The sequence below is a fragment of the Bacteroides luhongzhouii genome, from assembly GCF_009193295.2.
In the GTDB taxonomy this organism is placed as follows: domain Bacteria; phylum Bacteroidota; class Bacteroidia; order Bacteroidales; family Bacteroidaceae; genus Bacteroides; species Bacteroides luhongzhouii.
Genome location: NZ_CP059973.1, coordinates 969,337 through 992,461, shown reverse-complemented (window position 1 = coordinate 992,461; position 23,125 = coordinate 969,337). Strand labels below are relative to the sequence as shown.

Annotated in this window: 14 protein-coding genes; all 14 read right to left on the bottom strand. The window is 40.3% G+C overall.

Annotated elements, in window-relative coordinates; all coding sequences use genetic code 11:
* Nucleotides 1-7: 7 nt before the first annotated feature.
* A complete protein-coding gene (locus tag GD631_RS03815; RefSeq protein ID WP_143258919.1) occupies nt 8-1,144 on the bottom strand; it encodes a GNAT family N-acetyltransferase in 1,137 nt (378 codons plus the stop codon).
* 179 nt (nt 1,145-1,323) lie between these two features.
* A complete protein-coding gene (locus tag GD631_RS03810; protein ID WP_143258920.1) occupies nt 1,324-3,243 on the bottom strand; it encodes a sialate O-acetylesterase in 1,920 nt (639 codons plus the stop codon).
* 18 nt (nt 3,244-3,261) lie between these two features.
* Nucleotides 3,262-4,041 carry a DUF5040 domain-containing protein gene (locus GD631_RS03805; RefSeq protein ID WP_004317074.1) on the bottom strand — a complete coding sequence of 260 codons (780 nt, stop codon included), beginning with the start codon at nt 4,039-4,041 and terminating at the stop codon, nt 3,262-3,264.
* Between the two features lie 5 nt (nt 4,042-4,046).
* Entirely contained in the window at nt 4,047-6,776 is a 2,730-nt protein-coding gene (locus GD631_RS03800) for an alpha-L-rhamnosidase (protein WP_143258921.1), read from the bottom strand.
* Nucleotides 6,736-8,130: an MFS transporter gene (locus GD631_RS03795; protein WP_004298410.1), complete on the bottom strand. Its 1,395-nt coding sequence runs from the start codon at nt 8,128-8,130 to the stop codon at nt 6,736-6,738. Before GD631_RS03795 ends, GD631_RS03800 begins: the two co-directional genes overlap by 41 nt.
* 10 nt (nt 8,131-8,140) lie before the next feature.
* A complete protein-coding gene (locus GD631_RS03790; RefSeq protein ID WP_004298408.1) occupies nt 8,141-9,310 on the bottom strand; it encodes a glycoside hydrolase family 130 protein in 1,170 nt (389 codons plus the stop codon).
* A gap of 26 nt (nt 9,311-9,336) precedes the next feature.
* The gene (locus GD631_RS03785; protein WP_143258922.1) at nt 9,337-10,698 is read right to left on the bottom strand and encodes a glycoside hydrolase family 140 protein; all 1,362 of its coding nucleotides are present in this window, start codon (nt 10,696-10,698) and stop codon (nt 9,337-9,339) included.
* A gap of 4 nt (nt 10,699-10,702) precedes the next feature.
* Complete coding sequence (locus GD631_RS03780; RefSeq protein ID WP_143258923.1) at nt 10,703-11,743, bottom strand: glycoside hydrolase family 5 protein; 1,041 nt, start codon at nt 11,741-11,743, stop codon at nt 10,703-10,705.
* Between the two features lie 10 nt (nt 11,744-11,753).
* Nucleotides 11,754-14,324, bottom strand: coding sequence for a glycoside hydrolase family 2 protein (locus GD631_RS03775; protein WP_143258924.1), 2,571 nt, complete (start codon nt 14,322-14,324; stop codon nt 11,754-11,756).
* 18 nt (nt 14,325-14,342) lie between these two features.
* Nucleotides 14,343-15,428 (bottom strand): glycoside hydrolase family 5 protein, encoded by a 1,086-nt coding sequence (locus GD631_RS03770; RefSeq protein WP_143258925.1) that lies wholly within the window; start codon nt 15,426-15,428, stop codon nt 14,343-14,345.
* Between the two features lie 59 nt (nt 15,429-15,487).
* Nucleotides 15,488-16,660: a glycan-binding surface protein gene (locus GD631_RS03765; RefSeq protein WP_143258926.1), complete on the bottom strand. Its 1,173-nt coding sequence runs from the start codon at nt 16,658-16,660 to the stop codon at nt 15,488-15,490.
* Between the two features lie 29 nt (nt 16,661-16,689).
* The gene (locus tag GD631_RS03760; RefSeq protein ID WP_143258972.1) at nt 16,690-18,453 is read right to left on the bottom strand and encodes a RagB/SusD family nutrient uptake outer membrane protein; all 1,764 of its coding nucleotides are present in this window, start codon (nt 18,451-18,453) and stop codon (nt 16,690-16,692) included.
* A gap of 12 nt (nt 18,454-18,465) precedes the next feature.
* Nucleotides 18,466-21,717, bottom strand: coding sequence for a SusC/RagA family TonB-linked outer membrane protein (locus GD631_RS03755; RefSeq protein ID WP_115483937.1), 3,252 nt, complete (start codon nt 21,715-21,717; stop codon nt 18,466-18,468).
* Between the two features lie 119 nt (nt 21,718-21,836).
* The gene (locus GD631_RS03750) at nt 21,837-22,814 is read right to left on the bottom strand and encodes a glycoside hydrolase family 5 protein (protein WP_143258973.1); all 978 of its coding nucleotides are present in this window, start codon (nt 22,812-22,814) and stop codon (nt 21,837-21,839) included.
* Nucleotides 22,815-23,125: the final 311 nt, after the last annotated feature.

Below are 23,125 nucleotides of genomic sequence, written 5' to 3'. Positions count from 1 at the left end.
CTGTTTTTTATTTTATCTCTTTGATGAACGCACGGCGGCGCTTATGTTGTTGAGTCTCAAAGTAATCCCATTGTGCCTGAACTTTTCCGTTCAGTTCCAGTTCGGGGTTGCTTTCCGCAAAGATAAAACCTAATTTTTGATAAACAGGAATTAAATCGGAAAATAACAAAGCGTTAACACCTTTATTTTGATATTCCGGTTTCACTGCAACGAGTAGCAGATCAAGCATTTTGGCACGGCGTTTCATAAATAATGCCTTTAACAGATAGAACCATCCGAGTGGCAACAGACGCCCGTTTGATTTCTGTAAAGCCTCGGCGAGAGATGGCATGGAGATACCTACACAGACCAGTTCGTCATTGGCATCAGTAATCAGTGTAACCATCCGTAAGTCGAGGATCGGCAGATACATTTTCACGTATTGGTTGATTTGCCGCTGTGTCAATGGAGAATAACCATAAAGTGGACTGTATGCTTCGTTCATCAGTTCGAAAATCTTCTGTCCGTAGTCTTTGGCTATCTTTCTTCCGGAAGTATATTTCTTTATCTTGAGGTTGTATTTACGTTGGATCAGTTCGGAGATACGTTTATGCTTGTCGGGAATGGCATCCGGTATGTATATCTTGTATTCTACCCAGTCGGCGTCTTTTTCAAAGCCTAACTTTTCCATGTGTACGGGGTAGTACGGGTAGTTGTAGATAGTGGCCATGGTGCTAAGTTGGTCGAATCCTTCAACTAACATTCCTTCTGCATCGAAATCAGTAAATCCGAGAGGGCCGGCAATGTGAGTCATGCCTCGTTCTTTTCCCCATTCTTCCACCGTTTTGATGAGTGCGGATGATACTTCGGGATCGTCGATGAAGTCTATCCATCCGAAACGAACGTTTTTACATTTCCACTTCTCGTTCGCCTGGTTGTTGATGATTGCAGCTACACGTCCTACTATTTTATCGTCCCGGTATGCGAGGAAATAATCTGCTTCACAGAATTCGAATGCTGCGTTTTTCTTTTTGTTGAAGGTGTTGAGCATGTCGTCATAGAGGTCGGGCACAGAATATGGGTTGCCCTTGTACATTCTGTAATTGAAACGGATAAATTTCTTAAGTTCTCTCTTTGTGGAGACTTTCTTGATTGTAATAGCCATATCTCGTATTTATGATTTGAGGAGGCAAAGATACGTGATAATCTTTAAATTACAACGTTGCGGAAAGAGAAAATATAGTCTCTGGACGATTAGGGAGTGGACTGTAAATATGAAAAATACCGGAAATGATGATCATACATTCATTGCCGGTATTCTTTTTCTGTTTTTTCGTAGGCCGTTTATTGGTTGATGTGTCCTTCGAAAGGAGAGGCTGGTAAACCGGCTGCGTTGTATAAGTTAGCATCGTCGGGATTATCTCCCCAAGCATATCGTACAGAGACCGGCTGCTGTATTTTCTTATTCCATACTATTACTTTATTATTCTCGATTTTAGCCTGTGCCCATTGGTATTTTCCATCTGTGCCGGCAATGGCGAATCCTGATAAATAGCCATATTTATTACGAGCTACTAGTTGCTCATCACAAGTGTCAAAGGTGATCTCTAGTGCATCTCCGGTTCTTTTTACTGACTGGAATATCGGGCCGGTGCAAACAATAGAGTTATATCCGTAATCATTGTGGAGAGCATGCAAAGCAAGTCGTTTACCTACATCTTGTTTGTTGCGGGGATGTATGTCATTTTCTTCCCCGATGTCTATAATGACGGCCTGTCCTGTATGTGGTAAGACCAGTGTCTTCGACTGTGCATCCCTCAGGTTGGCCCAATGGCTCTCGGAAGGCTGCTTGGCCGGAGACATGAAGTTTGCTAATTGAACCCAATAGAATGGGAATTCGTTATTCCATCTGCTTCTCCAGTCTTTAATTAAAGCCGGAAATAAATCAATGTATTCGTTGGCGCGGGCGGCATTGTTTTCTCCCTGATACCAGATTACCCCTTTCATCCCCAAACCTACCAGCGGATGAATCATTGCGTTGAACAGCAAAGAGGGAAAAGCGTTAGGACCATATTCTACATAATCATATTGTGCACTCGATACTGCAACTTTATACTTCCAATTATCACACAAAGGGAAAATTCGGTTGTTGACTTTCAGGTATACTTCATCTTTAGGACCATATAGACCGCCTCCTCCACGATAGTCGGATATTTTAATAGTGATGGTATTCTGTTCCTTTAATACTTCTGTCGGAATCTTATATAGACGTTTCAGGTCATATCCTACCGTTCGTCCTACTTCATGTCCGTTAACCCAGGTAATGTCATCGTCATCGATAGTACCGAGACTCAATTCTGCATCCTGTCCTAAACAATTGGCCGGTATGGAAAACTGATAAGTAAACCATACAACTCCATCTATACCGGATAACTCTTCATTTGACCATAATGACGGAACAATATGTTCCTTCCAGTTTTCTGTAGGGGTATTTTCTAAATACCATTTCTCTTTTTCTCCCGGTTCGTTTATGATGGCTTGTTCGAATTCTTTTTTGACTTTGTCACTGTGCTTGATGTATTCTTCGAATTCAGAAGAGCGCATACGGGCTAATGATTTTTCATATTTCGGGAAATGCTCTATCACTTCCATGCTCATCCAGGTTTCGATGTCCGTACCACCCCATGAGGAGTTGATGAATCCGATAGGAATATTGAGTTTTTGGTATAATTCACGCGCAAAGAAATAGCCGACAGCTGAAAAATCAGAAGCGGAGGCGGGCGAACACACTTCCCATTTACCTTTTAAGTCGGTTTTAGGAGTGTGTCCCATTTCTTGAGTTACGTTGAATGAACGGATTTGAGGGTAATTGGCAGCTGCGACTTCTTCGGTAGCATGATTAGCGCTACGCAGACGAAACTCCATATTTGACTGTCCGCTACAGATCCATACTTCACCGATTAAAATATCTGTAAATGATAAAGTCTGCTTGGGGCTTTTTACATTTAGAGTATACGGTCCACCGGCTTGCATAGGAGGTAGGCTGACTGACCATTTCCCATTTTTATCGGTTCGGGTACTCTTTTGAGCATTTCCTAATGTTACGCTAATTCGCTCACCGGCACTGGCAGTTCCCCATATATTGATTGGCTTCTCACGTTGCAGCACCATGTGGTCTGAAAAGAAAGAAGGTACGGAAAGCTGTGCCATTATTTGTGATAGGACAAATAACAAGCAAACTGTTAATGATAGAAGTTTTTTCATCCGATGAGTATTTGGTGATTATTCATTAATATATTCTTTGGGAAGCAATATCTTACGAAGCGTATCGGCAAAGATTGCAGCCATGCGTTGTTGAATAAATGAATGTTCTCCATGTGGCGGATGCCATCCAAATACTTCTCCATGAGTCTCTTGTGAATCCCCAGTGTAAATTAGGCTATATTGTTTTCCTGTAACCGGATGTTTCTGGTTTTTGGAGAATCCGATGTATCTGTCGAATTCAACTACTGGGAATCCCCATTTTTCTGCCAGTTTTCGGACCGAAGTGTTGAATATCGGACGACTGTCATGCCAATGAGTACATAAGACAATAGAAGCAGGTTTCCCATAAGGAGTGTTGTAATATCTGGATTTTGGATTGAATTTCTGGTTATAACAGTCTGATATGTAGCGCTTGATGACATAATCATAGCAAACGGCATAGTCGGAAGCATCAAAAGGAGTTTTATAATCCTTGTAGTTCTCTTTTAAGTTTGCTTCGTTATATACGTCTTTTTCATGTACTTGCATCAAGACGAATACATCAATGTTATCGAACTCTTCCGGGGTATAGAGAGTGCCGTCCAGCATTTTATTTGCAGTGTGAGCAATAGATTCTGCACTTACAGCCCGATTGATGGGGATGGCGTGAAGGGCACGACATCCCATTTCAAACCACTTATTGTTAGGTTCGGCAAAAGATGCTCCGGATAATAAAATGGTATAAGTGTCTTTATTTTGGGCTATTCCTGCTAAAGCGAGCAGGCAAATGAATGTGAATAAGGTGATTCTTTTGTACATAGTTATCATTGATTGATTAATTGGTGAATAAAATCAAGTTCAAGTGAATGTTTCCCGGCTTGTAAAGTTATAGATTTTTGGGATTCTGGCATCGTAAAAGGAATAAATGTTGCAGAAGTGCCTGCCGGAATATCGATTGTATAACGGATGCAGTCATTAGTTTGACGAATCCAGTTGATATTTAACCAGCCATAGGGAGTATTATAACGTATGGTAAGTTCATCCATGTCTGCCGGAAAGAAAGGTTTTAGCAAAATATGCTTGAATCCGGGATGTTTTTCATCGATCTGAATTCCTCCCAGTCCTTTGTATAGCCATGCTCCTATTTCTCCGAACATAATATGGTTATATGAGTTGTCGATAACAACATCTGTCCGCCAATTTTCATGTAGAGTTGTAGCGCCTTGTTTGATCCAGTACCCCCAAGAAGGATAGGTGTCTTGTGATGCGACTTTGTAAGCTGTTTCCGCATATTCGTTATCTGACAGGGCGGAAAGTATAGCCTTGCTTCCTAATAAACCGACGTCCAGATGATAATCGTCTTTTTCTACCAATTCATGTAGTTTGGCAGCAACTTTCTTTTTATCTTCTTCCGGAACGATTCCCCAATATAATGGCATGGCAAGTTCTGTCTGTGTCCCCTCTGCATATATTCCTGTTTCTTTATTGAGAAAACTGGTGTTGATAGCCTCTTTTATTTTTTGTGCCAGCGTGTTATAATAGGAGGCATCTTCGGTATATCCGAAAAGTTTGGCTGCTTTGGCCAGAATACAGACGTCCGTATAATAATAGATAGAGGAAGTCAAGGTTGTATTGCTTTTTGAGCGTACAGGTACCCAGTCGCCCAGTCCCCAGTCTGTAAGATGATTGGTTGATATGGATTCTATATAGGAGACATATTTTTTGATTGGTCCGTACATGTGGCGGAGTAATGTGGCATCTCCGTAAAATCGATAAATTTCCCAGGGGATAATGGCGACAGCACTCGTCCAGTCGACCCCGTTGGCCCAATCATAGCCCCATACAGAAGTTGGGATGATACACGGGAGGACTCCGTTGCCTTTTTGTTCATCATAGAAGTCGTTCATCCATTTCTCATATATAGAGATACCATCGAAATTGTATAATCCTGTTTCTATGGCAATATGTGCATCTCCTGTCCAGCCATTCTTTTCCCGTTGAGGGCAGTCAGTCGGGTAACCGAACAAGTTGGCTAAATAGGAACTGTTAGTGGCTTTCCATATTTTGTTTAGCAGCTCGGATGACGAAGACCAGTAGCCGATGGCCGGAACATCACTGTGCATTTCTACTGCAACAAGATTTTCGTCGGATAATTGAATAGGGGCAGATGATGAGACTTCTACAAACTGAAAACCTTTGTAGTTGAATTTGGGCATGAATCTATCTTGCTTTCCGCTAAGTATGACGATGTCTGTTTGAAAAGGATCGCTGTCGTCTGTCGGCCGGTAGTGATAATCTATATTTGCCATGTTTACCATACCGTTTTTGTCTAAAAGTTCCCCGTGTTTCAGGTGCAGTTTTGTTCCTTTTTTCCCTTTCACTTTTAGCTCGGTGACACCTGCAATGTTTTGGGGGAAATGATAGACGTAGCAGCTGTCATTTATTTTTTTACATTGAGTTGCTGTATAGCGGGCCGTTTCACGAATCGGATGCATAACTTGTGATTTGATCGTTTCCGTAGGCGATTCGGTTTCTTGTGCATGATACCATCCGGTAGCGTTGAATCCGGGGGAGTCCCAGCCTGCTAATTCTTTCTGTGCATCATAATGCTCGGCTGTATAGATGCTGTTGAAAATAACCGGGCTGTCAGTTGTTTGCCAGGTTGAGTCAGTACCCAGATATTCTGTTGTTCCATCTGTGTAACGCAGATGGAGTTGTGCTGTGAATTTAGGGCGGTTTCTCCATGAAGCCTTGTCGAAAAACCATACTGCTGTGGATTGATGATTATACCAGCCGTTCCCCAGTTGTACTCCTATTACATTTTCACCCAGAGATAGTAATGACGTAACATCATGAGTGACTGATAATATACGTTTGTCGAAATGTGTATACATAGGGTCCAGGAAATGATTTCCTGCCCGTTGCCCGTTGACTGAGAGCTCATGCAGGCCTGCCGATGCAATAGTGAGTAAGGCTTGCTCGATTGTTTTGTCTAATTGGAAGTTCTTTCTATAATAGGGTGCCGAACGGTATGTGATGTCATGTTTGTCAGTAATCCATTTCCCTTTCCAGTTGTCGGGTGATAAACATCCTGTCGTGAAGGAGGATATTGGAGAAAATGTAGTTTTCTGTTTGGAAGAGGTTTGATAGCCTATTTTCCAATAATACGTTGTATATGAATCTAATGGTTGTCCATCATAGGAGACTCTTATGGGAGCTCCTATGATGGATTTGTTCCAATAACCAGACTGTCTGTCTGATAATTGAGTACTGTCTGTTGATAGCCATATCTCAACTCTGTTGATACTATCTTCCTCTAGTAGCGGAAGTTTCCAGGAGAGTCTGGGAGTTTGAGTATCTACTCCTACAGGAACGGGTATATTCTCACATTTTAATTCAAATGGCGTTTTTAGCTCTTGAGGTGCACATGAGAATAGGGTTGTACCCAATAGTAAATATAAATAGGACCGAATTGGAATATGAGCCATATTGGTTAGTTGGTTAGTGATGAATTTACTTTTTTCTTCTCTCTTCGAGTTCTGTTGATATTTCATATAATCTTTTTTCATTTAACGGATAACGTGAAATGAAGAATGCTGATAGCATGGTGGCAATTGCCGGGAAGATACTCATCATCATACAAATGCCGGTTTGAGCAAAGTCGGATTGGATTACATTTGCTTTGAAACCGAAATAGGCCAGTAGCCATCCGGTCAAAGCACCTCCGATTGTCCAACCGAACTTTTGAGACATGGACGAAGAAGAGAATATCAGGCCGGTTGCCCGTCTTCCGGTTTTCCATTCGGAATAGTCTGATATATCTGCATACATAGACCATAATAAAGGAGAAATAATACCCGCACAGATACTTATTAAGACCTGTAAACAAAGAATTCCCCAGATAAAATCTTTAGGAAGGAAGTAGAATAAAACACTTAGAATGGTAGCGCCAACCATTGCTACAAAATAAGTTTTCTTTTTACCGATTCTTTTGGTGAGTGATGGCACAAACATGATTCCGAGGATATTGGCGGCTTGTCCTAATACCAAGTAGATCGTGATTAGAGTAATGGCACTATTCATGAATGAGAAAGAGAATGTATCGGAGCTGTCTACATAATATTTGAAATAGAATACAGCAGAACCGTCACGAAGAGAATTGAACACTAATGCCATGATTCCTGCGCATAAAAGAATCCACCAGGGTTTGTTTCTGCCCAGATCTTTCAGATCTTCTTTCAGTGATCCTTTTTCTTCCTTTATGGGCTGCACTCTTTCTTTTGTCCATAGAAAAGTTAATAAAAACATTCCACTAGCCATAATCGCAAATACGACTGCAGCCATCTGCCAGCCGAAAGCGATGTCAGGTATATTTTCCGTTATCTTCATTTTACTGAATATATCAACCAGTGGCTCAATGAGGAATAGTACCAGAATACTTCCTCCAAAAGCAAATGTCATGCGGTAGGAGGAGAACTCTGTGCGTACTTGTGGATTGGCAGACATTACTCCTAATAGAGATGCGTACGGAACATTGATTAATGAATATACCATCATCATAAGGGTATATGTGGCATAGGCAAATATTATTTTGGTAGTCATGTTATCTCCAAAAGATGAGAAGGTCAGTATACCACAGATGCCGAATGGTATGGCTATCCATAGTAGGTAGGGGCGGAATTTACCCCAGCGTGAGTTTGTCCGGTCGCCTAATATTCCGACAAACGGATCGAGGAAAGTGTCCCAAATGCGTGTGATAAGGAACATTGTTCCTACCACTGCCGAAGAGATACCTACCACGTCTGTGTAGAAGAATAGCAGATACATTGTGAATAACTTCCAAAACATGGAAGAAGCAGCATCTCCTAATCCATACCCGATTTTTTCTCTTAGTTTTATGTTTTCCATGGTGATGTATTTATTGTTTCAGGTATTGTTTATTGTGGTTTACCATAGTAATGATCCGCTTTACAGATTCTATAGAACGGAAACCGTCGGTTGGTGTGTGCAGACAATAATCTACAAGCTGGCTTACTGTTGATTCGGCTACATGAAGACGGGTGTCCGAAGACGCATAATAGATATAAATTTTTCCGTTATCATCTTCAATCCATCCGTTTGAGAATAATACATTCGATACATCACCGATTCTTTCTTCTCCTATAGGGGCCATGAAATAACCTGCAGGTTCAGCTATAATTTCTGTCGGATCTTCTAAAGAAGTCATGTATAAGTATAATACATAGCGTAATCCGGCTGCGCATCCTCTTACACCATGTGCTAAATGTAACCATCCTTGTGGAGTTTTAATGGGGTGTGGCCCTTCTCCATTTTTTACCTCCTTGATCGTATGATAAAACCGTTTATTGATGATTTTTTCCTCTTTTATTTCGGCATGACAGATGTCATCTATGAGTGCCCATCCGATACCTCCTCCATTGCCGGCGTCAATAAAACCATCTTGAGGGCGGGTATACAGGGCATACTTCCCATTCACAAATTCCGGATGAAGCACTACGTTACGTTGCTGGCTCGGAGATTTCAGATCCGGCAAGCGTTGCCATGTTTTCAGGTCTTTTGTTCGTGCAATACCTGCAACGGCTACTGCGGAAGATAAATCACCGGCTGGAGCGTTTGTATCTTTGCGTTCCGCACAAAAAATGCCATAAATCCATCCATCTTCATGTGCGGTCAGGCGCATATCGTACATATTGGTATCAGGAATGTCTGTCTCCGGCATTTCTATCGGATAATCCCAAAAACGAAATCCGTCTACGGGACTATTACTTTCTGCTACTGCAAAGAATGATTTTCGGTCTGCTCCTTCCACACGCGCCACAAGATAGTATTTATGATTGATCTTGATGGCTCCCGTATTCATTACAGCGTTGATACCAATTCTTTCTTCCATGAATGGGTTTTGTTTTTCATCAAAATCATACTTCCAGATGAGTGGTGCATGTTCTGCTGTTAATACAGGGTGGTAGTAACGTTTATATATACCGTTGCTATTGTTACATATCTCATTTTTTCGGTTGATAAGAGCTTCATAATTTTGTGTTAGCTCTTCTAATCTATTACTTTTCATATTCTATAGTTATTTTTCTCGGTTAATTATTCTATAATTAAAACCCAGTCATTTCCTTTTCCCTTTGTGGGAGAGGATACGAGAATGGTATCTGCTGTTGTATTTTGATGGAATGTGATTCTTCCATTGCGAGGATTCATCCACTTTAAAGACCGTTTGGATGCCTTCATTGAAGGCAAATAAATCGTTCTCTCTCCACCTAGTGGAAAATATACTAATAAGTAGTCTTTGTTGCCGAATGCTACGGGATAGTTTTTATTTTCTAAAGGTATATTGCCAAAGATGGTTTGTTGTTTTTTTCCTTGAGTAAAGTCAAATTTTTCCCATAATCTGCGAAAGTGAATTAAGTCCCATGCTCCTTGTTTATCCATTGATTGGTACCATGGAGTGTCGGCGTCACATTTAGGCTCACGTCCGGTATCAAACATCTGCCATATATCATTACAGCCGTATGTATATCCACAAGCTCCGCTGAACATACTTTGGTAAAGTGTATGGCGGATATCATCATCTCCAAATCTTCCATTTTCTTTTTTGAAATTGATCGGAATATTTTCATATCGGGGTTCTCCGTCCATGCATGGCTTGTGTGGTTCCTTTTTTAAATCGGGCAAAAGCAGACGTTGATAGATTGCGAAATCTTGTTGTGCGTGTCCGGATTGACACATATTAAAATCCAGCCACGAAGCATTGTGAAACCAGAACGAGGATGAGTGCTCTCCATGAGGATGATAGGTCATCAAATGGTTTTTGTCTACACTTTTAATACCGGTTGCTAATGCATTCCAAATGGCAAAGTTTTTTCCGTCTCCACTTCGATCACCTCCTATTATCCATATCAGATTGGGTGCGTTCATATAGCGTTCTCCTAACCATTTGCCGTATCTATATGCATTTTCCGGTGTAAAAATCTCCGGTCCTTTTCCCCATTGTTTGTCTACCTTATCTCCCCAGGTTGGTAGTAGAGCTATGTATAAACCTTTGGCTGCTGCCAGAGAAATAACTTTGTCTACATGAGTGAAATAGCCGGGAGCGGGCTTGTCAATATTGCCGTCACTTAACTTAGGTTCTCCGTTAGATGAAACATCCATATCATCTAATTCATCCAGGATTACCGTTTGTATGACGGTAAATCCTTTTTCTCTGCGATTCTCCAAATATAGTTCAGTCTCTTTGTCATTTAAGCGGCTGATGAGTTCCCATGCTGTATCTCCCATGTAGAGAAAAGGAGTTCCGTCACTGTATTCTAGGTAACGTCCTGAAGAATTTACCCTTAAGTTTCCTTTGGATAGATTCGTGGCGTTTCCTGTCCACCGGTCTTCTTGGGCGGAAGTTCCAGTTATACAAAACATGAATAAAATATAGCAGATGGAGAATCGTTTGAACATAATTCTATTTTTTTAAGGTACTTGTATATTTCTCAATGATAGGCATTTGCGGTCTGTCTTTCCCGTCTTTGGGGGTGATTGCCATGAAATAGGTATCCCACCACGGACCCGCAGCCCAATATGTACCATTGATCCCATTTTCTTGTAAATATCCCAAGAATAAGTCGAGGGTTTCATTCCAACGGGGATCGTTGTCGGGTATTCCATACTCTCCGATAAAACCATGGAATTTATTCTGCTTGATCCATTCTACAAATGGTTTTACCCGGTCGATTCCTTTCTCTGGATAACATTCTTCCTCTTCGTATGAATATTTGTATGTACCGGATGCATCCTTGTCAAAATATACATGAGCTTCAAAAGCAAGGTTATTAGCCGGGTCTTTTAAGAATTTGAGTGTATCACTCTGTTCAATCCAGCGCTCTGCTGATGACCAGTCGTTGCCGCCTACCATAATAAGCGTATTTGTGTCGACTTCTCGTATGGCATTGATGGACGCTTGCGCCATGTCGAACCACTTGGTTCCCGGGGCCAGATCATGTGGTTCGTTCATTAGCCCGTAGCCATATATGTTTTTAAAAGTCGAGAATTCTTTAGCAATAGCTTGCCAGAAAGAAGCTAGGTCTTCGATTGTTAATCCATTGTTTCCAATGAGGGTATGTTCGTTGTTCATGAAGCGGCGACAGTAATTGTGTAAGTCGAGAAGAACCACCATATCGCGTTTCTCTGCTGCTCTGACCAATTCTTTCATTTTATTGAGGTCATGTTGGTTTAGCGGTCCTTTTAAGTCAAGTTGTAGCCGTTCCCATTTAAATGGTAACCGGATAAGTTTCAGCCCTTTCTTTTGCCAATATTCGAGGTCTTGATCTGTCGGGTAGGTATAGTCTTTATTATACTCACCGGGGAAAGATGAACCGAAGTCCGCGCATGCCAAGTTTACTCCGTAAGGTTCACCTGTCTCTTTTACCGGAGGTTGATTACTTTTACATCCATTTAGAGTAAGAAGGCTAAGTAGTAGAAAAGCCGAAATAAAAACTTTTTTCATAATGTTCTGTTTAATAGGGTGATTGAAGATTCCAGCCTTTTACAATAACTGGAGATTCCAAATTTATTTTTAATATTTTTGATTCTTGTGGGTTAAGCCATATATAGTTCTCCGAAACGATAAGTTGGTCCATTTTTTCTGGTACTTCTACGTGTACTCCGATAGCAGGGTGCTTTCCTGTATTTGTTAAAGTCACCATATTACCTGTGCGTTCCATTTTAATTTCTGTTTGGGGCATTGATACGATGGAGCCCGGACGTACTTCGTAATTGGTAAAGTAATAATTCCGATATATGTTTTTGTTATCTTTGATTATGTCCAGAACAAAGAATAGCATGGTCGATTTGGTTTGTTCTCTATTCAGATTTATTTCTCCTAGTTTCTTGACAACATTCTCATCGCCAGTACCGTTGAAAGTATGGGTGGCAACAGTATCTAGTAATGCATTGTATATAGATACTTTGACTTGATAAGGTTCTTTCTCTAATGTTTGGCAGTCATCAAGTAGATAGACAGGAAGACTGACTTCTTGACTGGCAAGGTTGCTGCGGTCAAATAGCATGACTGCTGCTAACGGGGCAAAAGACTTTTGCACAAAATAGTGAACGGGTTTTATGATACCATAATAGTCTACACATGACCATGATACACCAGGATAGTTATCGTTCATCTTATAATAAAGTGCTCCGGTAGTATGAGGCCATAATGTGCGTGCCCGTTCTAATGTATGGCGCACTCCTACTACTTGTGCTAACTGTGACCCGAGTATGAAAGAAGCCAGCGAGTCCTTCGGCATAAAATAACCAGAATATTGAGTAAGTTTCTCCATTTCTCTCATCGTTCCGAAGATAGGAGTGTGGTGCGTGAAATTACCGCTCCTTTGGGGAGGCCACACTTCTTTTTCCTCGTCCAAATATCTACGCACTGTCTCGATGTGAGGCAATGATGCTATCCCAAATTCTCCCCAAAAAGGAGCGGTCATATTCAAATTGTGATTAAGATGAGCATCGTCCCACCAGCAGTTATAATTGTGCAGGCTGCCTCCCCAGGCTTCCCCACGATGGAAGGGACGTGTTCCGTCAAGTTCTATACTAAGTCGTCCCATCATGTCAATTGCAGGTCCGAATGGTTTATCTGATTCATTCCCTGCTCCCCACATAATAAGAGAAGGGTGATTTCTTAATCGTTTGGTATTTCTTTCCACTGTTTCTTGCAGGATAGTGTACGGTTGCGTGTTATGGCTATTCCAGGCCGTTGGCCATTCTTGCATGACTAAAATACCATATTTATCGCATAATTCGTAAAAATCATCGGTTTCGGGCATTCCTCCTCCCCAGGCTCTTAACATTTGTATGTGTTGCCTTTGGGCTATCTGGAGCAAATGTTCGTATTTATTTCTTGAGAAGTCCATTAATGCATCCATAGTGCACCAGCCTGTTCCTTTTATGAACATCGGCTTGCCATTGATGACGAATGTCCAGTTATAATAATCTTCTTTAGCACCATCAATTAATGGTCTCATCTCAATAGTCCGTATACCGAACGACGTTTTTATATGGGCTGTCTTCCCTTTTTGTGGAACGAAGAATAGGTTGAGGTCATATAGTGATTGTTCTCCTCTGTCATTGGGCCACCAAAGATGCGGATCTTTGATTTGAAAGTCTAAAGATAAAGTTTCCTGTTTTTTCGGACTATTTATGTCGAAACGATAATATTGTGTTATTCCTTTGAAGTTCTTGGGAGATACTTCTGCATATAATACTCCTTTTAATGGAGATGATTTTTTATGCAGATCAAGAGTTAAGCGCATTTGACCATCGAGCGAACGAGTAGCGATGAAGGGTGATTCTATTTCTACTGCGGCTTGTTCTTTTAATTGAACACTACGCCAGATTCCTAATGATGGGATTTGTGCATAATGCCATCCATAAACGCAATTGAATACAACTGTATATTTCCAACTTTCATTTGCGTTGGGAGGCCAGTTGCCCAGAAACATTTGAGGGATGGCTTCTAGTTTTACTATGAGAGTATTTTTATTCTTTAAATAGTTACCTATTGAAAAATCGGGCCCTCCGAACATACCTTCGTGTGTTCCCAAAAGTTTTCCATTGAGCCATATTGTACATTTGTTAGCGATTCCGCCAAAAGATAATATAGAGTGAGATGAGGGGGAGTCTAGTTCGAACTCCCGCTTCATCCACCATGTTTTGTAAGATTGTTTTTCTGCAATAGAGTCATTCTGTCCGATGTATGGATCGGGTATGATTCCATTTTCTACTAATGCGGTGTGAATACTACCAGGCACATAGGCAGGTATTTGATCTGTCCAGATAGTGTGTAAACGTTCTTTTTCAGTTCCTCCTTCTGCCAGTTGCCAGGTTCCGTCTAAAAAGATGTTTGCAGGAGTATCTCTGACAAGAGGAATATTTCCTGTTTCAGTCATCTGTATACCTTTTACTTCCATTGGAGATAGCTTTGCTGCAAAGCTTTCTCTGTCTATCTCATCCATTGATTTTTGTGCAATAACCATTGGAGTGGATAGCAGTAAAGTGATAATAGTGATGATTCGAGTTCTCATGGACAGTATTTATTCTGATTATTGTTGTGTACTTTTATATTTCAGGAGCGTGCTTAATTGCGGACGATCCTGTGTGTAATTATTGGTCGGTTGGACAGATAAGGGATAATCACCCCATCGTGGACCGGCAGACCAGTAAGTTCCGTTTATTCCATTTTCTTGTAGATATTTAAGTGCTGCATCAAGAATATCTACCCAACGACCGTCAGTATCAGGTATACCATATTCACCGACGAATCCACGTTTATTATTCTCTTTCAGCCAGTCAACAAATGGTTTCAAACGAGCCACCCCTGTTTGAACGGTTGCACCATCTTCATCATATCCTTTATTATAGTTTCCGGAAGAATCCGAATCGAAATATATATGTGCCTGGAATATCAGGTTATTACTTGGATCTGTAAGAGTTTTCAGATTGTCACTGCATTCTTTCCATCGTCTGGCAGAGCTGAATTCGTCTCCGCTAACTATGATGGTCGTTTTAGTATCTATAGTGCGGATGGCATTAATGCAGGCTTGGGCTATGTTAACCCATGGTGTCGATGCCAGCATTTCGTAGGGCTCATTCATGATGTCGTAACCCCAGATATTTTTATAGTCTTTAAACTCTTTTGCCAGTTTCTTCCATACGTCACAGAAATTGTCAACAGTGCATCGTGCATTACCAATGATTGCATATTGATTATTTTGTGAACTTTGACCGTCGCAATATACACAATATCTTCCAAAGTTATGCATATCCAGAAGTATCTGTATGTTTCTATCTTCAGCGGCTTTGACGAATTTCTTCATTTTTGCCAGCTCTGTTGCATTTAATTCCCCATTCATTGTGGGTTGTATACGTTCCCAACGAAAAGGAAAACGTACCAGATAAAGGCCTTTGGCTTTAAAGTAATCCAAATCTTTTTCTGTGGGATAACCATAGTGGGTACCATCCACCCCCGGATACACATTCCCAAATTCAGCTCCTGACAGGTTAACTCCAAAATAAGCTGTTTGTTTGGTTGGTTGAGGCTCATCACCATTTTCTTCTTCGTCTGATTTGGAACAAGATGAAAATAGAAGTGCTACAATCGTTAATAATGAAAATAAGTCTTTTAGCATAAATCGAATCATTTTTGTTTATGAGGGAACGCCCATACTAAAGCGTTCCCTTTTTATCTTTACTTATGAACAAATCTGAAATTACACATACTTAAATCAAATTCTTGAGCAGATTCGGGAGAAAATATGATTTTGAAAGCTGTGTTGGTACTAGGATCAATAGGATTGGGCAACAATGTTTCTGTGTCAGCACTGATCCGTACTGTTTGCCATCCGCCATAAGTATTGACTGGAATTCCTCCTTTGGAAGGATACCATCCATAATCTCCTAAGATGATGCGCGCTTGGGCTGATATCGGGAATTTAGCTCCAGTACAGATTTCAAATCTTAAATCGTATGATGAAGGATCTGCGGCTACTTCTGCCGGTACAGTAATATATCCTGCCCACATAACCATCCATCCCCAAGCTTTTACGGAATTATTGAATCGAATATATTTTCCTCCTTCTACTAATGGTTCCGGTTGCCCTTCTAATGTGCCGTCACATAAGAAATTTTTCGGGGCATCAGGGAATTGGCTGGAATGTGTAAAGGCACCGCTTCCCGGCCAATTGTTGAAATCAAAAAGTTGAGATACTCCCGGGTCCATGTATGTGAGCTTGTATGCTTCATCCATGTTGGCTCCTTTTATAGTAAGGGTAGATTTTGGAGTGGCATTTGCTGGGATTTCTATTGTCAGTTCTGTACGAGTGGCATCGATTACATTTACCGGTAAATTACCTAGATTAACAATTGCTTCTTCGATTGTAATACCGTAGAGGTCAAAGTTGTCACCTGTAATAACTGTCGTATCTCCCGGTTGGGTAAATTCATTTTTGAGTCCATTGATTGTTAAATCAGGGATGGAAACAACAAAAGGAATACTTAGTTCTCCGTGTTTGGTTGTAATATAAATCGTGTTGGTCACTTCTTTAGGAAGTGCACGGGGAATAGGTGCGAGAAGCATATCGTAGGTCGAATATACCTCCTTGCTGTCCACTTCGATATCATTGAATTTTAGAGAGGTGATGTCTCCGAGATTTGTTCCCTCAATTCGTACTACTTGTTCGAAATTCGCTCCCTCAATGGGAAATTCAGCATCTGTTGCCAAAACAACTTTGTCTACAGTCGGAGCACCTGTTGACGGTTTGTTTTCTTTGGCTTTCAGATCGTCGACTTCAACAATATCCGTACAGGATGTTAAAGCAAATATGGATGCTGCGATTATTGCAAAATATTTTATTTTCTTCATAATCTGTTTTATTACATGGTTATAAGTGATTAATCCCAGCCAGGATTATTCTCATTAATTCCTTGGTTCGTCAGGATTTCAAGAGTCGGAATCGGGAATAGCAGATGTTTACTGGAACGTTGTTTTACGTTATTGGCTTCATCCATTCCGCCTAGAGCATTCATTGCCTGCAAATAAATTCCCCAACGTATTAAATCCCAACGACGATCGCCTTCCAAGGCTAATTCCATTGCACGTTCTTCAAGGATTGCAGAACGCAGGCTGGTTTTATCTATAAAGTTTGCCAGTTCTTTACCTGTTGCGTTACTACGGGTGCGGACATCATTTAAAGCGTCTACCGATTCTTTTGTCGGACCATTTAATTCATTAGCTGCTTCTGCAAAAATTAGAACAACATCAGCATAACGTAAAAATGGGTAATTGGCATCTGTACGAGGTTGAGTCTGATCGGCTATTTGTTGTGAATATTTAGTGGTGAAAGCAAAGAACTGTTCTGAACCTGCTTCATCACATCTCCATCCGGAGGTTACTTTTGGATTATCGAACGGAGGCTCTTTGGCTTCAACCATACGTTGCCATTTCCCAAAGTTCGGATAGTATGAACCACCACCCCAACTTGTATCGGAGTTCTGACGTATCCAACAATGCAACACTCCTTTGTCCACGCGGTAGTCTTTTTCTTCAAACAATAGATACCAGTGTTTTCTACATCCTACCGTTAAACTATTGTCTATGTTTCCTGCTGCATTGAGTCTGCCACAGTAGTGCGAGCTGAATAGTGTACCGTATAATTCATCACCGGATTTAGTTTGTAAACCGAATAAGTGTTCACTACAAGTTTTGCCGGAAGGAGACCAAATCAAATCATAGTCCTCAAGTTTGTGTGTCCCATATTCTCCTCCGATTACATCTCCCGCAACTTCGTAGGCCAGTCTGTAATATTCTTGAGAAGAAAAGCTTTCGTAACCGGCAACTTGATCCTTGGAGAATGTTGTCGGAACAGGTTCTGTATACACTTTGGTCATAGTACCATTTACATTCTGCATAACAAACGGTGCACCGGTTTTTACTGTTATTTGTTCTCCGGTAGACATGGAAGCAGAACCGATAGTTGCATATACTTTGGCTAACAAACCTGCTGCAGTTGCAGCACAGACTCTTCCGGGTTTAAAGCCATTATCTGTGTTTTTATAAATCATATCTTTAGCATCTTTAAGCAAAGGTATGATTGTTTCCGTGTAGACTTGTGCAATCGGAATACGCGGATTGTTAGTATATTGTCCGGATTCGTTTACACTGACCGAATAAATAGGGATAGCTCCATAAGCACGTACCAAGTAGAAATATGCCCATGCTTTAAGAAAATAACATTCTCCTAATGCATTCTTTTTAAATTCTTCCGATACATTCTGCATCTTATTGATTTCAGAGACCGCTATATTTGCCCGGTTAATCAACGAGTACATTCCGGTCCAAAGTACATCGGCCTGTCCGTCACCTCCCTGGAAGTTACCGCTTCCAAACTGGCTGAACTGCCATACTGCACCGGAAATATAGTCACAGTCATAATCCAGCGGTCGTGGGAAACTACCGTATCTGAACATGGCTTCGTGTAATGTATTATATACTCCTGTTACCCACATGTCGGCACCATTATCAGAATCCTCAACATCTTCAGGGACAATGAAGTCGAAAGGCTTTTCTTCGATCATACTTTCGCATGATGTCATTACTGCTCCGGATAATAGGAGACTGGATGCCATCAGATATATGAATATATTTTTCTTTTTCATCATTTCTTGAGATTATAAAGTTAATTTAAAACCTATTGAATATGTTCTGCTGCTCGGGTATGAGAAAATATCAACTCCTCTTCTAGAAGCGTCAGAACCAAAGGCGTTTACATCCGGATCAAACCAACTATAACCTGTAATCGTGAATACGTTTGTTACTGTACCGAAAACAGACAAATTGCTAATACCTTTTATGACTGAACCGAAATTGTAGTTTAAGTTGATTGTTTTTAGTCTGAAGTAAGAACCATCTTCTACATAACGATCGGAGAGTTTCATGTCACGAGTCATTGCAGTAGTGACGCGAGGCCATCTGGCGTTAGCTGCATTCTCTGGTGTCCAGCGTGAATCATAAGCATCTTGAGTGATATTTGCAATACTGCTCATTCCGATATTAGTCAAGTTTCCGTTAAAAATATCATTTCCATGAGTTCCTTGGAAGAACAATCCCAAAGTCAGATTTTTCCATCGCAAATTGGCGTTCAAACCATAAATAAAATCAGGATTGGTATCACCGATGATGGCGCGGTCTTCTGACGTTATTTTTCCGTCATTGTTTTTGTCCAGATATTTGATTTCACCGATCATTCTGCGAGCCTCATCATCAGATGCTTTAGCATATATTGGATCTGCACGGACTTCTGCTATATTATCATAGAAGCCGTCTTCTATATAGCCGAAGATTGTTCCGATAGGTAGTCCGTTTCTTTGCAGAAATACTTCTTTGGCACTATACCATAATTGGTTAGCATATTGGTCAGCTGTTAAACCTCCGATTTCATTTTTATTAAAAGAGATGTTGCCGTCGAAGTCTAGGCTCCAGTCTTTTTTGTCTAATGCAATGATTTTACCAGTTAGTTCAAGTCCTTTGTTTTTTACATGGCCGAAATTCGTCCACATTGTAGTATAACCGGTACTGTTCGGTATAGATACATTTTGTAGCAGGTCATTGGTTTTCTTGTAATAATAGTTAGCGGATAAACTAATTCTGTTATTCCAGAATCCCATGTCGAGCCCGACATTATATTGGTCGGTTGTTTCCCATTTGAGTTTATCATTCAAAGGACCTTTGTAAGTTTGTCCTGCAAATCCGCTGCTTAATGTTCCGTCCAGAGGGTAATTGGATGGTGCAAGTGAAGCGATAGTCTGGTAACTGCTGATAGCTTGATTACCGGTTTGACCGTAGCTGAGTCGCAATTTTAAGTTACTGAATATATTCAGGTTTTTGATGAATTCTTCTTCCGATATGGTCCATGCTACTGCTCCTGAAGCGAAGTTCGCGAATTTATTTCCCGGAGCGAAACGACTTGAACCGTCACGACGGAATGATGCTGTGAAAATATAACGATCCTTGAATGTGTAGTTGGCACGTCCTAATAAAGAGACTAGAACTGCTTGACCTCGATAGCTGGCCGGTGTTTCAATATTTAATGCCTGGCTCATATCGAAGTCTTGTGTGATGTCAGTCGGAAAGTTGGATGCATTCATTGTTTTTCCACCCCAGTCCGATTTTTCGTAAGTGAAACCGGCTACTACATTGAGATGATGTAACTTGTTAAATGTCTTATCGAAAGTAACCAATGATTCTGCTGTTAAGTTCTGCCAGAAGTTATCACTCTTACCAGCACGTCCGTTAGATGCTTTACCTTCTCCTGTTTCACGATTGTAGTAACTTGCGCGATCGTTTACTGAATAACTGATACCTAGATTCTGACGGAATTTCAAACAGTCGAGGATTTTAATCTCGGCAAACGCAGAAGTAAATACATTGATTGACTTCAGCTCATCTTTAGCTGTATTAACGTATGTACGTGGATTGGCTGACAACCATGCATAAGAATCATCTTCTGTCTTGTCTCCTACATATAATGTCGGTAAATAAAGCATGGCAGAACGGATGATACTATAATCATAAGAATTTGACTTGGCAAACTTAGTTAACGAACGGGTAAAGTTGATATTTAGTCCCGTATTTAACCAGGGTTTCACATGGCTTCCAATGTTGGCACGAACAGCAAAACGTTCATAACCTGAATTCTTGATGATACCAGTCTGGTCTGTATAGTTGCCTGAAAATGCATAGTTGCTTTTTTCATTTCCTCCTGATACACTAAGATTGTATTCCTGTGTTAATGCATCTTGTAAGATCTCGTCCATCCAGTTGGTGCCTTCTACCCATTCTTTATTGCCATATTCGTCTTCACGATAACCCGGATTGAGATAATCTTCTGGTGAAGCATAGTATTTACCGGAGTTAGGAACGATTTTATCGTTTTCGTCGCGACGGTAGTTCCATTTTCCACGATAAGGAAGGTATGAATAGGGAAGATTGTCATAAGCAGCTCCGTTGATTACACCTTCATTTACATAATTAGCATAAGTGTAAGCATCCAGCATTTTGACCATTTTGGCTATTTTAGAAAGTCCGAAGTTGGCTGAGAACTCAACTTTAGCGTCTCCGGCACGACCTCTTTTAGTGGTAATCAATACGACACCATTCGCTCCGCGAGAACCGTAAATGGCTGTTGCAGAAGCATCCTTTAAAATGTCGATTGATTCGATGTCATTAGGGTTGATCAATGACAGAGGATTAGTGGTGGAGTTGTTGCCCTCGTTGGCTTTACTGCTTGGAGTATCTCCTACCTCAAACGGAATACCGTCGACAATGTAAAGTGGTTGTGAATTTGTAGAGAATGAGTTAGCACCACGTATGGTGATACTTACACCTGAACCGGGAGCACCATCACTCTGGTTTACTTGTACACCAGCTAATTTACCTTGTAGGGCTTGGGAAATGCTGGTCGGGTTACCAAGCATCAAGTCATCACTTTTAATAGAAGCAACGGCTCCGGATAAATCTTTTTTCCTCATTGTACCATAGCCGATAACTACTACTTCATCCAAAGATTGAGTATCATCTTTGAGTGAAACATTGATTGTTTTACGGTTTCCTACAGTGACTTCTGTTGTTTTATAACCGATAAAAGTATACTGAAGAACAGATTTTTGGCTTTCTACTGTTATAGTATATTTACCATTTAAATCACTGATGGTACCATTGTTTTTTTTAACTCCTAACTCAACAATATTAACTCCGGGAAGAGGTTCACCTTTACTGTCTGTTACAGTACCTTTAATTTCAATACCTGCTGCTGATGCAGCTGTATTTATCATCCAGAACATAATCAAAAAGAGCCAGACTCCTTTTGATCCTTTTAGCATCCGCACTTTTGAGCGGGGAAAAGAAAAGAGATTCTTTTTCATTTTTATCAAATTTAAAATTAACTTTAGTATAAAATCTCGTACATTTATTATTGATGCAAAGCTAGTAAATAAGGAATGTAAATTATTGACGTTATTTGCCTAAAACTGATATTATTTTATCATTTTTTATTTTTATAAATATGTGAGTTGTATTGTCGGATAAACTTACGGCTTTGACGTCCTGCAGGTTTTATTAAAGACTCGTCCCATCCTCCGTTTTTGTTTGCTCGCGGAAGAATCATGGAGCAAGTTTCGTTCTTGTCTGAAATGGACCAGTTAACCCAGCTGATCTTTTTGCTTTCCAGCCATTCTACCCAACGAGTCCATTCTGGTATATCTAATGGGCCATCGCCAGTACATTCCATGCCTGCACATTCTGACACAAAAATGGGAATTCCTTTTTCCCATGCTGCTTCAGCTCTATCCCGTAACTCTTGTTTATGAGTGGCGGCATAGAAATGGAGGGTATACATTATATTATTGAATCTTTCTAAAGGACTTTCTGCTACCAGGTGTAAGTCTTGGTCCCAGTGTGGGCTGCCTACAAGAATAATATTATCAGGATCATATTTACGTATTTCAGAGATAATATCAGTTGCATATTCTTTCACACTTTCCCAACTGTCTTCCATAGGTTCGTTGTATATTTCATAAATAATATGAGGATATTTTCCGTATTTCTGTGCCATCATTGAGAAAAATGCTTTTGCTTCTTTTTTTTGTGGATAATAAGTATGCCAGTCGATTATTATATAGAGGTCGTTTTTAATTGCCGCTTTAATCACTTTATTCATGCATTTTAATGCAAATTCCGGATTTTCAATGTAGTTGTCTTCAATAACTGTTCCCATGGCGGCGCGTAAAACGGTACATTTCCAATCTTTTTTCAACCATTTCACAGATTGCTTATTGTAAAATCTGGGCCATAGGTTGTGCCAGCCATAACTAACCCCTCTTAATACAATAGGGTCTCCGGTTTGGCTGCATAATTGATTACCTTTTACTTGTAGTTGTCCCCATTGTTTTACAGGATCTTTACTGTAACTGAATAATGATATCATGGAGAATAAGGTGATAAACAAAATGACTTTCTTCATTTTCATAATAAATTAGGTATAACATATAAGATGGACGTTGCAAAGTAAGCACAAAAAAAATATGTAAAAAAGTGCTTTGTTATCATATACTGATACTTTTCTTACTATTTATTTAAGGCAAGAGTATATTACCTTATTATATATATATACAAAAAAGATTAAGCCGGAAAATAAATATGATAACAGATGGCTTGAAGGTTAAAATAGTATATTGATTTGATAATAAAGTGGTTGTATGCTTATATAAGTTGCCGTACTTTTATGAATTAAATTTTATAGATAGATTCATGTTTTATTTTATATTTATCACC

What these genes read in the sequence shown, in the direction of transcription:
- GD631_RS03815 (WP_143258919.1), bottom strand. Translation starts at nt 1,144, where the DNA reads ATGGCTATTACAATCAAGAAAGTCTCCACAAAGAGAGAACTTAAGAAA.
- GD631_RS03810 (WP_143258920.1), bottom strand. Translation starts at nt 3,243, where the DNA reads ATGAAAAAACTTCTATCATTAACAGTTTGCTTGTTATTTGTCCTATCA.
- GD631_RS03805 (WP_004317074.1), bottom strand. Translation starts at nt 4,041, where the DNA reads ATGTACAAAAGAATCACCTTATTCACATTCATTTGCCTGCTCGCTTTA.
- GD631_RS03800 (WP_143258921.1), bottom strand. Translation starts at nt 6,776, where the DNA reads ATGAAATATCAACAGAACTCGAAGAGAGAAGAAAAAAGTAAATTCATC.
- GD631_RS03795 (WP_004298410.1), bottom strand. Translation starts at nt 8,130, where the DNA reads ATGGAAAACATAAAACTAAGAGAAAAAATCGGGTATGGATTAGGAGAT.
- GD631_RS03790 (WP_004298408.1), bottom strand. Translation starts at nt 9,310, where the DNA reads ATGAAAAGTAATAGATTAGAAGAGCTAACACAAAATTATGAAGCTCTT.
- GD631_RS03785 (WP_143258922.1), bottom strand. Translation starts at nt 10,698, where the DNA reads ATGTTCAAACGATTCTCCATCTGCTATATTTTATTCATGTTTTGTATA.
- GD631_RS03780 (WP_143258923.1), bottom strand. Translation starts at nt 11,743, where the DNA reads ATGAAAAAAGTTTTTATTTCGGCTTTTCTACTACTTAGCCTTCTTACT.
- GD631_RS03775 (WP_143258924.1), bottom strand. Translation starts at nt 14,324, where the DNA reads ATGAGAACTCGAATCATCACTATTATCACTTTACTGCTATCCACTCCA.
- GD631_RS03770 (WP_143258925.1), bottom strand. Translation starts at nt 15,428, where the DNA reads ATGCTAAAAGACTTATTTTCATTATTAACGATTGTAGCACTTCTATTT.
- GD631_RS03765 (WP_143258926.1), bottom strand. Translation starts at nt 16,660, where the DNA reads ATGAAGAAAATAAAATATTTTGCAATAATCGCAGCATCCATATTTGCT.
- GD631_RS03760 (WP_143258972.1), bottom strand. Translation starts at nt 18,453, where the DNA reads ATGAAAAAGAAAAATATATTCATATATCTGATGGCATCCAGTCTCCTA.
- GD631_RS03755 (WP_115483937.1), bottom strand. Translation starts at nt 21,717, where the DNA reads ATGAAAAAGAATCTCTTTTCTTTTCCCCGCTCAAAAGTGCGGATGCTA.
- GD631_RS03750 (WP_143258973.1), bottom strand. Translation starts at nt 22,814, where the DNA reads ATGAAGAAAGTCATTTTGTTTATCACCTTATTCTCCATGATATCATTA.